Below are 14,299 nucleotides of genomic sequence, written 5' to 3' on the forward strand. Positions count from 1 at the left end.
TATTTTACTGAAATGACATAGATTCCTGAACACTACCGTTAATTTTTATTATTTGGTGATTAAAGGATTTCCAAATAACGTCATTGCTAACCCTCTACCAGCAAAATAACTATTTTCTTCCATTATAGTTTTGTTGGCATAGAAACATGCGTCTAGAGCACAAGATCCAGAGTCCCATTCATTTATAAATGCTTCAAGCCATCTATGTATAAAGAATGAGTCTAGTGGCCAAGGTGAAGCGATAACTGTTTCACAACTATTCTCTAGGAGTAACTTGGGTAACCCAAAAGTTGTTTCAGAATAGGGAGATTGATCTAACTTCCCGCCACTACAAACAAACAAAACAATAACTCCACAGTTTTTTATGCTTGACGCAAGAGTTGCAGGACTAAAGTAAAATTCTTGTTCATCTGCGATTTTTTTAAAATAGCCATTGTCGCTTGCTATTCCTCCATGAGCAGTTATAACGGCTAATTGAGAGTTTGAACAATGAAAAGGTATTTTACTCTCAGTTGAAACCTCAAATTGATACTCCTCAAACACAGGTGTTAAGCGACTATGGGCTATTTCCAACGTGCCTAAACTATCTTGAGAAATTGAAATCCACGCAGACCTTTTATTTCTCTTCACTTTATTCCGTTCAGTTAATTGTTTAAGCCAACTTATAGACGGAACATAACAACATGAAGTTTTTTGTCCCAAAAAATCTCTGTTTATTTGCAAAATATTTAATGGTATTTGTTGTAAATTTGGTTCAGCACAGACGATTAAGCGTTCAGTGTTAGGAATGGATATTTCCAGTTCTGACATAGTTTCATAAAATACATTATTGCCTTCTTGCTCTCGAATATCTCCGTATTTATGAGGGTATGACTTTTGCCAAGTTAATAGGTTCTCTTTAAAAGCTTTTGTTTCCACTAGAGACTCAAAAATCCCATTTTTAATTATCGTCCCTCGCAAATCACCATTTTGGTTTAAGGCAATTTGAAGAACAGTAAACCCTTGTGAGGAAAGGCTTGTGGCATAATCAAATAGCTCATATCTATCTGATTCATTTTGTGGTGCTTTTGAATTAGTTGCACTATCACTCAATAATTCCAGTAAGTTAAACAAATCTTTTTTGTCATAGTTTGAAGAATCATGACTTAAGTTTCTCCTAGCCAAGAGCTTAACCATCTTTAAATCTTCAGGCCGATCTTGTGAAAAATCGCCAATCTGTATACTGTCGTTAAGCGAAAAAATGTCGTGAATTTCTGGTGTGAGACTACTCATAACCCTAATTTTTTCTAGGGTGCTTATCGGCAACCTGTTACTAATTTCTTTGAGCACTTCAATAGTGTCTTTTTGTAGTTTTAAGCCATCGTGTTTAGCTTTTTCTACAGCTTGGTAAAGAAGGATTGCCGTGGGAAGAATTTCTTCACCTTTTTCTATTACTTGCTTTGAAAGAGAAGTTAACTCATCAATCAAAGAAGACGCTTCTTGACTTTTCCATGATGTTATTTCGAGCAGTTTAATTCCGGCATTTAAGTTTTGAAGCCTTAAACCTGCTTGAATTCCTATATCGTAATTGTCGACTAATTGTGAAGCGTTAGCAGTAATTTGTAGGGAAATATCCGATAGGTGTAAGTCACGAGTAATTTTTGCTAACAAAAATATAATCTCAAAGGCGTGTTTAGGTTCAATTGCCTCATCGATAGAAAAACAACAACAACATGCAATCAATGCATCTAAAGGCTTTGCTTGGCGTAAGTAGATATCTGAGTAACAACTCCAAGCAATTAACTTCCTTGTAGCATCATTAAGAGAAACATCTATGATCTGTTCAGCTAAATTCCTAGCTAGCTGAGGATTGTTCTGTGACCAGAAATGGTTTGCAAGTAGTTTCAATGCGAATAAATCTTCGGCTATTAACTTATCAGCGTGTGGTGCTAAAAGGCTAATTACATATGCTAATTGTTCCGTAATATCCAGATCTTCACGTCCATCTTGAACTCCATAGTTTAGGAGATTTTTAAGTGAAACGAGGTGACCATCAACATCTTCAGGAATTAGTCGCTCCGGCAAGGAAGAGACTCCCAGTTCAATTACGCTTTCCTTATCTAGCCAATCGAAAACTTTCCTGATAAAATCTGTAACTTGTTCATTCGATACACTTTCTTTTTCTGCATTTCTAACTTTATTTATTCTAAGTCCACGACTAGCCAACTTTAAAGCTAAAGAGGCTAAGGCTGGTAATCCATATTTACCAAAATTTGCAATAGATACTAATGAGAAAAGCTTTGTTCTTAAGTGTGTTAAGTCTGGATTAACAGCTACGTACTCTATTATTTCATTTAGAGTTACCTTGATTAGTTTTTCGTTTTTAGATATGTCGAATCCTAAAAGGATTAGTTGCTCTAGACAATAGATGATTTTATAGACTGAATGGAGTTTGTATAAAGAGGATGAGTTAACTTTTATAGATAATTTTAGAGACGCCATATAGTCTTTAGATTTAGCTGCTTTTATGGCATTGGTGATGTAGATTAGTGAAAACTTCTCTTGATTCTGACTTGTTTGAATTAGCTCATTAGATTCTTCAACAAGATCTGTAGTTCTTATTGTTAGTAACTCGACTTCGTCAAAACCAAATATGCGACTGTTTAAATCCTCTGGGTTTTCATCTGACACTAATTCTAGTAAACGAAGGCATTTATTTTCTTTTAAAACAGCAGAGGTTTCGAAAAGGCCTTGTAATCGATGATATGCTTCTTTGGCAAAATCATATCTTTTTAAATCTGTACTGACTAAAAGCACAAGTTCTAACTCTTGTTGTGTAAATAGTTTATTTATCTGCCCATCAATTAGCCTAGCTGCCAACTCTCTTTCCCCTGCTTGTAGGGCAATGCGGGAATAATTTATTGATGCTTCAGGAGACACAATCGAATTACGGTCTGACATTTCTCTTATTATGTCGGAGGCTTGCCCTAATCTGTCACCTTTATGTAGCAGCTGAATTTTAATTTGTTTTATTATAGATGAATTCAAATCACTGTTTTCTAATTCAAATAAAGCTTTTTCAACTTTCCCCTGCAAGCATAAAGCTGACCATTTCATTATTTTAGGTTGGAGGTCGCTGGCTCCCATTTCTCCTTTAGAGTAATCCCCCATCCAAACTGGATACAATCCATCTACTGTGACTATTTTTTCTTGGTTTTCTGCTTGAATAGGTGGAAGTTCTCTATCTGTTAATACTATGAAATTTTTATTTTTTTTAGCTTCATAAATCAGTCCTTCAGATAACTCAACTAGATTATTAACCCAATTGGATTCATAGCTACCAGATAATAGTCTTTTTCCTCGATTTGTTTTCGTTGTATGACTGCTTTTGTACTTGCAACATAGCGGTAGCAAAATGACAGATTTTTCGCGGGCCTTTTTTGCGACTTCTACAACGGATTCAATACTCATATCTTTTACATGATGTACTTGTAATATTTTCTTTAAAAATTCAATATTCCGTGCTGTTGGTGGCGTTCCATAAAGATCTTTAAATGCGTTTAAAACGCTATCAAAAATGGAATCAAAACTGTAAATATTTGCTTGTTCAGGGGGAGAAATAAAACAAAGCTCTGAAATAAAACGTTCATTAGTACTCTGATTGACAATGTTCAGAAGAAAAATGCTCATTCCAGATATAATTTTTGAGCATTCCATATCTCCAATAAATAGCTCAGCTTCACCATATTGGGGAAGAGATTTCCCGTTATATAGTGGCCTAGCGTCAAACGTTTTTGTGATATCTATTTTTATATCTTTCATGAGAAATTATCCATTTTCATTTTCGCATCTGTTCTTATCGAGCTTTTATTGGGTTAAGTTTCAGTTCTCTATACTGTTTCTAGATTAAAAATGTCGGGGCTGTTATTGTATTGTACAACTCAAGTTTTAACTATTCATTAGCTTGTCCGGTGCTAGCGAACGTTACTGATTGAGAACACCGTATATGCTCGGTTCTGGGAGGTTCCTACCACAGCTTCGATGCTGCTAAAGTACTGTGACTTCAGTAGCACGTTCTACCACTGAGTAAATGCGCTAACAAACTTAGGGGCAAAAGTATGTTAGTGCTAACAAAGCTTCTTGGGGCTTTTTCGGAATATTCATTGAAGGGGAATCTTCATTTTGGGGCTAAATTGGGGCTTTTTTTGGGGCTAAATTGGGCTTTATCTTCCACTTTACTGTTTATACACCCAGTAGTAACACATACACAAAGCGCCCCTTTCAGAGCGCTCTCAATCTTACTGCCAGTCGAGGATAACTTTCCCGGAAGCCCCGCTACGCATGACGTCGAAGCCTTTCTGGAAATCATCAATCTTGTAATGATGCGTGATGATTGGGGTCAGATCGAGACCGGATTGGATCAAGCTTGCCATCTTGTACCAGGTTTCGAACATTTCCCGGCCATAAATACCTTTGATAACCAAGCCTTTGAAAATTACCTGAGTCCAGTCGATACCCATGTCAGAAGGTGGAATTCCCAGCAGAGCGATTCGTCCCCCGTGGTTCATGGCTTCCAGCATGGTGCGGAATGCAACCGGAACACCGGACATTTCCAGTCCGACATCGAATCCTTCGGTCATACCGAGTTCAGCCATGACATCATTCAGGTTTTCTTCGGCAACATTAACCGTCCGGGTCACACCCATTTTTTCAGCCAGTTGCAGACGATAAGGATTAACGTCGGTGATAACCACATGACGGGCACCGACATGTCTGGCAACGGCGGCGGCCATGATCCCGATCGGACCGGCACCAGTGATCAGTACATCTTCCCCGACCATATCAAATGAAAGCGCGGTATGAACTGCGTTTCCGAACGGATCGAAAATCGCCGCCAGATCATCGGAGATTTCATCCGGGATTTTAAATGCATTGTATGCAGGAATCACCAGATATTCGGCAAATGCGCCGGTCCGGTTCACCCCGACACCAATCGTATTCCGGCACAGATGTGTCCGTCCGCCACGACAGTTACGACAATGCCCGCAGGTAATATGCCCTTCACCGGAAACCCGGTCTCCGATAGAAAAGCCACGGACTTCCTGCCCGATACCGACGACTTGCCCGACATATTCATGTCCGACAACCATCGGTACCGGAATGGTTTTCTGCGACCACTCATCCCAGTTATAAATATGTACATCTGTACCGCAGATGGCGGTCTTCTTAATTTTAATCAGCAAATCATTGTGACCCAGTTCCGGCATATCCACCGAAGTCATCCAGATCCCCTGCTCGGGTTTCAGCTTTGATAATGCTTTAATTTTCATAAGACCGCCTCTGTAGCAACCATCTTAAAGTAACAATCATCTTTGTTTGAAGTAACGATCATTTTGAACTCTCATGTGGTGTGCTCTAAGCTGCAAAACATCTCAGAGCACCATTCACTTTAACCGTTGATAATACCCATCTCGCGACCAACCTGAATAAATACGTCGATTGCTTTATCGAGTTGCTGTTTTGAATGAGCCGCGGACATTTGCGTCCGGATTCTGGCCTGCCCTTTCGGCACGACCGGATAAGAGAATCCAACCACGTAGATCCCATGAGCCAGAGCCCGTTCAGCAAATTCGGCAGCAGCTTTGGCATCGCCCAGCATAATTGGAATAATGGCATGATCTGCGCCGGCTAGCGTGAAACCGGCTTCTGTCATGCGTAGACGGAAATGAGCAGCGTTTTCCCACAAACGAGCTCTTAATTCACCACTTTCGGCCAGAAGATCCAATACCCGGATAGATGCGGCAACAATTGCCGGAGCAACCGAGTTCGAAAACAGATAAGGTCTGGAACGCTGGCGCAACCAGTCGATAACTTCTTTCTTCCCGGCTGTATAACCGCCGGAAGCTCCGCCCATTGCTTTCCCCAAAGTTCCGGTAATAATATCAACGCGATCCATAACATGATGATATTCATGAGTTCCCCGTCCATTTTCACCCATAAAACCAACCGCATGAGAGTCATCGACCATGACCAGCGCATCATATTTTTCTGCCAAATCACAAATAGCAGGCAGGTTAGCAACCACACCGTCCATAGAAAACACACCATCGGTCACAATCATTTTATGCCGGGCTCCGGCCTGATCTGCGGCAATCAGTTGTTGCTCCAGTTCAGCCATATTGTTATTGCTGTAACGGAAACGCATCGCTTTACACAGACGGACACCATCGATAATTGATGCATGGTTAAGCGCATCAGAAATGATGGCATCTTCTTTATCCAGCAGCGTTTCGAACAATCCGCCATTGGCATCAAAACAAGAGGTATACAAAATTGTGTCTTCTTTCCCCAGAAAGTCTGACAGCTTCTGTTCCAGCGTTTTATGAATGTCCTGCGTTCCACAGATAAAACGAACAGACGCCATCCCAAAACCGTGGCTATCCATACCCGCTTTTGCCGCTTTAATCAGTTCAGGATGATCAGCCAGACCAAGATAGTTATTGGCACAGAAGTTCAGGACTTCATCTCCGGTATTGATATGCACTGCCGCCTGCTGAGCCGATGTAATTACCCGCTCCGATTTATACAGCCCTTCTTCTTTAGTCGATTCGATCTGATGTTGGATGTGTTCGTAGAATGCAGAGGACATAGCTATTTCCTTGATATTTATTGAATTACCCTAGTCGGTGATTTCAAACGATTACAGTATTTACAGTGTAAAAAACACGTTATTTATACCCAAATAACCTCACGATACTGTTTCAGCGAGAATCACAGGGCACAGAGACAAGGCCGAGATTTGGATACCATTGACATTACTTAGGTATAAGTTTAATCCATGTGGAGAAAAGCAATTATCCCTCACAGGGGAAAATCATTATTGAATTAAATTCACAAATCATCTTTATTGTGGCTTTAGAGAAAACGAAGTAACCAGACACCAGAGGAAAACAATAGAAGGATGAAAACGATATAATGAGATAAGCAACACGCTTTACCTGCCGATGCATTGCTCATCATTTCATACGGACGTTACTATCAGAACGTTTATACCCTTACAGCACGTCGCTATCACATCGGAGGAACATAATGAACCCAAAATTTCCGGAGAATTTTTTATGGGGTGGTGCGGTTGCCGCTCACCAGCTTGAAGGTGGCTGGGACAGCGATGGTAAAGGGATGAGTATTATTGATGTCGTCACCGCTGGTGCTTACGGAAAACAGCGCAAAATTACTGACGGTATTCTCCCTGATGAATTTTATCCCAATCATGAAGCCATCGATTTTCACGGACGCTATAAAAAAGACATCAAACTCTTTGCTGAAATGGGATTCAAATGTTTCAGAACCAGTATCGCCTGGACGCGGATTTTTCCGACCGGAGAAGAGGAAACACCCTGTGAAGCCGGATTACAGTTCTACGATAATATGTTCGATGAACTGCTTAAATACGGTATTGAACCGGTCATTACACTCAGCCATTTCGAAATGCCCTATCACCTCGCCCGGAAATATGATGGCTGGATGAGCCGGAAAGTCATTGATCTGTTTGTTAAATATGCGATGACAGTGATTGAACGCTATCAGCATAAAGTAAAATACTGGATGACGTTCAATGAAATCAATAACCAGAAAAACGTCGCACTGGATATCTTCGGCTGGACATGCTCCGGCGTAAAATTTACCCAGAAAGAAAAACCGGAAGAAGCCATGTATCAGGCTGCTCATCATCAGTTTGTCGCCAGTGCCAAAGTGGTTGCCAAAGCGCACCAGCTGAATCCGGATCTGAAGATTGGCTGTATGGTTGCGATGGTGCCGTTTTACCCATATTCCTCTCATCCGGATGATGTCATGCTGGCAGAGATCGCAATGCGGGACCGTTTTATCTTTGCCGATGTCATGGTGAAAGGCCACTACCCGAATTACGCCCGTAAAGACTGGGAAAACAAGGGATACGCCATTGAAATGGCAGAAGAAGACGAAGCAATTCTACGCGCTGGGGCTGTCGACTACATTGGTTTTAGCTACTACATGTCAAGCACAGTGAATTCTCAGGCAACACAAAGCAATCAGGAAGAACTGGTTGACGGCAGCCGTAAACAGTCTGTCCGCAATCCATACCTGAAAGCAAGTGACTGGGGATGGCAAATTGATCCGGTTGGTCTGCGTTATAGCCTGACAACACTCTATGAACGCTATGAGAAGCCACTATTTATCGTCGAAAATGGGTTTGGTGCCGTTGACAAAGTTGAAGAAAACGGTGAAATCAACGATGACTACCGGATCGATTATCTGCGTGCCCACATTCAGGAAATGGCGAAAGCAATTCATGTCGATGGTGTAGATCTAATGGGATATACACCATGGGGATGTATTGATCTGGTCTCGTTTACAACCGGAGAAATGAAAAAACGTTACGGCTTTATTTATGTGGATAAACATGATGACAATACAGGGACGCTGCAACGTTCACGTAAAAAGTCCTTCTTCTGGTATAAAGATGTGATTGCTTCCAACGGTTCTAAACTCTGAGCACATAAGATCCATTCTCAGGTAGTTTTCCCCTGCAATCAAAAGCGCCTCCGATAGCGGAGGTGCGATAACTTTATAAATAATCTGAGAAAATGACTGGCATCCAATCCTGACGGGAATGATCACTGCATATCCCACTCAAGTTTCACTATTGACAAAAACTGACACCAGGCTGGGTTATTCTATTCTACGTATGAAATCTATTTTTATTCATATATAACATTCAGAGACATTTCCAGAAAGTCAGCGAGAAAAAGATGAGCACAAAAAACGGTAGAATCAGCACAGATAGTGCAGAAATATATTACGAACTATCAGGTAATACTGCAGGTAAACCACTCCTGTTGTTACACGGAGGTCTGGGATCAATGGATGAGTTTCACGGAGTGCATGAGTTTCTGTCACCAGACCATTTCATAGTCAGCATTGATTTCAGAGGACATGGTAAATCGACGCTTGGCGACTTACCTCTGAGCTATGCACAGTATCAGCAAGATGTCGAAACTATATTGAAGTATCTGGAGATCGATCACTATTCCATCTTTGGGTTTAGTGATGGCGGTATCGTCGGTTATCGTCTGGCTGCAAGTCATCCGGGGCAAGTTGAAAAGCTGATCACATTGGGAGCTCAGTGGCACTTAGTCGCTGACAGTCAGGTCACAAAAATCCTGCAAAGTGTCACTGCTGAATTCTGGACACAGCGCTTTTCTCAGGATGTTGAAAAATATAACACAACCAACCCTCACCCAGATATTCCGAAACTGGTAGAAGCGGTCAGAACAGTCTGGCTAGACATGACAGAAAATGGCTATCCGGGCCAGTCTGTAGGAAGAATAACCTGTCCAACGCTTATCATGCGAGGAGACAATGACTTCTTATTCCTGATGCAAGAAGCGCTTGAGTTAAAACAGCAAATCAAAGGCTCATCTTTTGCCAATATCCCATTGACGGCTCACGCATCCCATCAGGAATCTCCTGAGATTATCGGCAAAATCGTTCATCAGTTTTTATCGCAGTGATACTTCAGACGAACAGCAACAGGCAAGAATAGTAAGGACAGGCACCTGATATTTCACAGTGTCAGTCCTTTCAATAATCCGTCCTTTCAGCAATCCGTCCTTTCAGCAATCCGTCCTTTCAGCAATCCGTCCTTTCAACAATGCTTACCGGGCATATATTTTCCAATGCCGGTTCCCTAAAAACTACTATTATTGATGTGAAATTCATTTACAGATACGGCCAGCCATTCAGCGTCCTCAGCCTTTTTAAATAATCATTTTCTTCTCTTAAGGCTATCTTAAGTTAAGTTTTTTAAGCTCTCTCAAATACCTTCAAAGAAAGGTAACTTGTGCTGTCGATCTTATGCATCATAATGTCAAATATACAGCATATTATTTAAGGTCTCATCGGTGTCTCACCAGTCAAACCCACTGTAACCATTGACACAAGAAATATATGAGACTAATCCAATAACAGACAATTTCCTGAGATCATTAGACCACTCACTAAACCAGCATTGATTACTATACCTAAATGACCTCAAGATACAGTTTCAGCCTTAGCAAAGATATTTGTATAAGGGTCTGCCACTGTCTTGAAGTTACCGGGTATATGATTCTCCATTTATATACAACGAAAATGAAGTATCACTCCCTAGATAATAAAAATAAGTCGTCTCAAAAAGGAAATAACAATGAATCAACCCAGACATCACGAAAGTGAGGTCACTTTCGGACCTGATGAATTATTAGTCTCAACAACTGATTTGGATAGTTACATTACTTATGCGAATGATGAATTTTGCAAAGTGTCAGGCTTTAGTGCTGAAGAACTTGTGGGTCAGCCTCATAACATGGTTCGCCATCCGGATATGCCAAAAGCTGCGTTTAAAGACATGTGGACTCGCCTTCAGCAGGGGCATAGCTGGCATGGCATGGTAAAAAACCGCTGCAAAGACGGCCGGTTTTATTGGGTCAATGCCTTTGTCACCCCGCTGTATGAAGGTGATAAAATAGTCGGCTATCAGTCTGTAAGGCGCAGCCCCCAGCGTGAAGATATCAAAGCGGCTGAAGCGCTTTATTCACGAATCAATCAGGGAAAATCAGAACGATCAGTTCGGGAAAACAGCGCTATTAAATCACTGTTCTCGGTCATTTTCGGACTGGGATTGATTATCGGAACATTCCTTCTTTCCGGTATTTTTTCCGCAGCGGTGTTATGTCTCTGTCTGCTGACATATATTTATCTGTATTATGATGAACTTATCAACCTACCGAAATATCTCAAACGTCGGGAGTCGGTCATGAATAGCCCTTCGCGCCTTGTTTTCGGTGGTCGCGGACTCATTGGTAAACTCAGTTACGACGTTGCATTTCAGAATGCAAAAATAAAAACGATACTCGGCAGAAGTGCTGATAATGGTGATCATTTAATGGCTTTATCCAAAGAGATGAAAAATCTCAGCCGGCATTCACTCAATAGTATTGAAGCTGAAACAGGCGAGCTGACCCAACTGGCAACTGCGGCCACTCAAGTGACTCAGACAATCAATGATGTCAATGTCAACCTGATATCCGCCCATGATCACGTTCAGCAAGTGAAAGATGAATGTAACCATGCCGTACATACACTTCATACGAACGGCCAATCTCTCGACAAGTTACATCAGGAAATCGGTGAAGCCGCCGAAACGTTGTTGAAACTTACAGAAGATGCCAACAATATTTCTGAAGTGATGGCAGAAATTCAGGGAGTCGCGGATCAGACCAACTTGCTGGCGCTCAACGCGGCCATAGAAGCAGCAAGAGCTGGTGAACAGGGCAGAGGATTTGCTGTGGTCGCGGATGAAGTCCGCAGCCTTGCCGGCAGAACTCAGAATGCGACTCAGAGCATCCAGCAGTCAGTCGTCGATTTGCAGATATCAATGGCTGACTGGCAAAAAACAATGCTACAGAATCAGGAAATGGCCGCCCAGTGCAATCTTGAATCACAAACCGTGCAACAGGTCATGAGTTCGGTCAAAGAACAGATATCTGTTCTGGAAGAGAAATCAGCGCAGATTGCTGCGGCAATGGAAGAGCAAGGAACCGTCATTGCCGACATGACTCAGAATATGAATGATGCCCGGCGACATGCGGTAGAAAACTACGAACTGGTTACTCAAGTCAGTAAGTATGCAACTCAAACAGATGAACAGGCGATTTCCATCGGTCAGTTGAGTAGTACATTCCGATAATAGATACCGGAAAATGAAAATGCTTTGATCGTAGACCGTCACCGGAAATATTTATCGGTGTACGGTCTGCTCTACAGGCTTTCGCCAGCCTGCCTTTCTACAGCCGATCAATTGCCAGCCGTTCAATAACCGCACGAATCGTCGGCTCATCAGCAACATCAATAGCATGATCGTGTGCAGAATCCTTTCCCATCACCGCGGCACATACCCGCTTCATCTGGCTTGGTCTGGACTTTTTTCCTGATAAATGAATTTCTGTCGCGCCGGTGGACTCAATGATCTGTCTGGCATTGGCCGGATTCACACCACATCCCGGCATTACAATAATACGGTTACCCGCCTGCTGTACCAAATTATGCAGACACGCAATACCGGCAACAGCTGTTGCCTGAAGTCCGGAGGTCAGTACCCGATGACAACCCAAGTCAATTAACTGTTCCAAAGATGATGAGGGATCTTCAACCCAGTCAAATGCACGGTGAAATGTCACTTCCATTCCCTTCGCACTGCCGACCCACTGTCTGACAGCCTGTAGATTGATTGTTGCATCCTGCATCAACGCACCGATAACAATGCCGTCAACTCCCATATCATGTAGAAACTGAATCTCGTCATTGACCAATGCAACTTCGTCATTCGAAAACAAAAAATCCCCGCTTCGGGGACGAATCATGGCGTAAACCGGGATCGGTGCATTCCTGACTGCAAAACGAATCAAACCAGCCGTCGGAGTAATACCACCCAACTGGAGTGAACTACATAACTCAATTCTGTCAGCTCCTGCGTTCACCGCATTTTTTACTGACTCAATATTATCAACACAAACTTCGACTTTGATGTGATTCATCCGCAGAGGCCTTGTCAGACAGTAACTGAAACATGAATAATCAATTTACCGGGCAAAGTAATTTACTGCCATATACAAAATATAAATCATGAAGCCTTTTCTGACCCTCAGATATCCACCAGAATATGATGAATCAGGCAATGCCATCATTATTAATTATTTCTATATCCCCACATTTAAAGAAGTTTATAACCCTCTCTAAAAGTACATGGATATCTTCAGGCAGCCAAATAGCTCCGATGATTGTCTTTAAGCGGTCACCGGAGCTAACATGTTCCTGAGATAATTAATCTTTCACTTTATGGTGATACTCAGATCTCAGCCCATCAACCTTTTTCAGTTCATCTTTGGCGCCTTGTAAATTGCCCTGATCAAGTTGAGATTCAACCTGAGCAATTGCCACAGAGAGTTTCTGGATTCCTTCCTTGTATACTGCTGCCTGATCACCATCATATTCCCCCTGATCGAGGCTACCCACAATTTGATCAAGCCGGGTCATAGCGCCTTTCATTTCTTCGACATTAGAAGATTCAGCAGCATCTCTGAAAGCCTTCTTCATCTGCTTCATTGATGACTTGAGTCCATCAGCATGAGCTAAAACTGAAGAAAAACATATAACCATTAGTGCCGTTGTAACTTTTTTTAACATTGGATTGCTTCCTTAATTGTTGTTTTCTGACTGTATAAATATACCCAAACAACCTCAAGAAAAACTCCCTTACAGAACAATTGCCCTTCAGGTCACCACTTGAGGTAACTTGGGTATATATAGATTACATTGAACTGAAATCGGCAATAGCTTTATGACCCCGTAATTCTAAAAACTGTAAAAACTGACGGCTGCTGTGTGTGATAACCTGTTCTGTAGGAATTTCAAGTGTCTCAAGCAGTTCCCGGACCAGACTCAACTCACCCACTGCATGACAAAAGTGGGCATCACTTCCGGTCGTGATCGGCGCACCATACAGTTTCGCAATTCGCCCGATTTCGTAGCATCGTTCAATACTACCAACCCGGCTATGGCCCAGTAATGTACTGTTGTTGATCTCAATAGCAACGTGGTTTTCCGCCGCACACTGAATCACTGGCTCAAAATCAAAGTCAAATCTTGGATTCCCCAAGTGCCCCAAAGCATCCACTTCACCACGTTCGATCACATTTATCAGAGCCTGAGTGTGTGTCCTTTTATCAGCAGGCACAAATACCGGCTCATGAAAACTACCGATAACCCAGTCCAGTTGTGAAAGCACATGCGGCTGAACATCAATCTCCCCCTGAACGGTCAGGATATTTGCCTCTACGCCCCGGATAATCGCAACTCCCTCTAAAAATCTTGGTATTACTTTCTGATTGGCAAAAAACCAGGGGTGCGGCGCTCCGGGCATTCGCTCGGCATGATCAGTGGTACATAATATTTCCAACCCGTTTGTTTTGGCGATACTGACATTCTCAAGCAAAGTGCTATAAGCATGACCGCTCGCATAAGTGTGCGTGTGCGTATCAACAACAATATTCATAAAATCTCCTGCTCCTCTCCCGGTAAAACTATATAGAGATTTTCGCCATAGAATAGCTATGACTCAAATCTCTGCCTTGCCTCTGTGCCAATGATTCTCGCTGAAACTGCATTTTGAGATGCATTGGGGTATATCAACGCACTTTGTGACTTACTATCATCAATTTCAACGGTTTTTTTGCAACCTGCC

At 42.1% G+C, this 14,299-nt stretch carries 9 protein-coding genes; 3 read left to right on the forward strand and 6 right to left on the reverse strand.

What is annotated here, in order from left to right; translation table 11 throughout:
- Positions 1–48: 48 nt before the first annotated feature.
- The 3 genes from OCU74_RS20185 to OCU74_RS20195 form a co-directional block, all read right to left on the reverse strand.
- Complete coding sequence (locus OCU74_RS20185; protein ID WP_087483050.1) at positions 49–3,801, reverse strand: hypothetical protein; 3,753 nt, start codon at positions 3,799–3,801, stop codon at positions 49–51.
- A 476-nt stretch (positions 3,802–4,277) separates the two neighbouring features.
- Entirely contained in the window at positions 4,278–5,309 is a 1,032-nt protein-coding gene (gene tdh / locus OCU74_RS20190) for an L-threonine 3-dehydrogenase (protein ID WP_087483049.1), read from the reverse strand.
- 119 nt (positions 5,310–5,428) lie between these two features.
- A complete protein-coding gene (locus OCU74_RS20195) occupies positions 5,429–6,628 on the reverse strand; it encodes a glycine C-acetyltransferase (RefSeq protein WP_087483048.1) in 1,200 nt (399 codons plus the stop codon).
- Between the two features lie 440 nt (positions 6,629–7,068).
- Between OCU74_RS20195 and OCU74_RS20200 the strand changes: the two genes are divergently transcribed.
- From OCU74_RS20200 to OCU74_RS20210, 3 genes are all read left to right on the forward strand, one after another.
- Positions 7,069–8,511 (forward strand): 6-phospho-beta-glucosidase, encoded by a 1,443-nt coding sequence (locus OCU74_RS20200; protein WP_087483047.1) that lies wholly within the window; start codon positions 7,069–7,071, stop codon positions 8,509–8,511.
- Positions 8,512–8,768: 257 nt separating this feature from the next.
- A complete protein-coding gene (locus OCU74_RS20205) occupies positions 8,769–9,530 on the forward strand; it encodes an alpha/beta fold hydrolase (protein ID WP_087483046.1) in 762 nt (253 codons plus the stop codon).
- A 674-nt stretch (positions 9,531–10,204) separates the two neighbouring features.
- Entirely contained in the window at positions 10,205–11,746 is a 1,542-nt protein-coding gene (locus tag OCU74_RS20210; protein ID WP_087483045.1) for a methyl-accepting chemotaxis protein, read from the forward strand.
- A gap of 97 nt (positions 11,747–11,843) precedes the next feature.
- Here the strand turns inward: OCU74_RS20210 and OCU74_RS20215 are convergent, their stop codons facing one another.
- From OCU74_RS20215 to OCU74_RS20225, 3 genes are all read right to left on the reverse strand, one after another.
- On the reverse strand, positions 11,844–12,593 hold the full coding sequence (locus OCU74_RS20215; protein ID WP_200807803.1) for a copper homeostasis protein CutC: 750 nt from the start codon (positions 12,591–12,593) through the stop codon (positions 11,844–11,846).
- A gap of 286 nt (positions 12,594–12,879) precedes the next feature.
- Positions 12,880–13,242, reverse strand: a complete 363-nt coding sequence (locus tag OCU74_RS20220; protein ID WP_087483044.1) for a cytochrome b562 — start codon at positions 13,240–13,242, stop codon at positions 12,880–12,882.
- Positions 13,243–13,366: 124 nt separating this feature from the next.
- Complete coding sequence (locus OCU74_RS20225) at positions 13,367–14,110, reverse strand: phosphatase (RefSeq protein ID WP_087483043.1); 744 nt, start codon at positions 14,108–14,110, stop codon at positions 13,367–13,369.
- Positions 14,111–14,299 lie beyond the last annotated feature (189 nt).

Source organism: Vibrio mangrovi (assembly GCF_024346955.1).
GTDB classification, from domain to species: domain Bacteria; phylum Pseudomonadota; class Gammaproteobacteria; order Enterobacterales; family Vibrionaceae; genus Vibrio; species Vibrio mangrovi.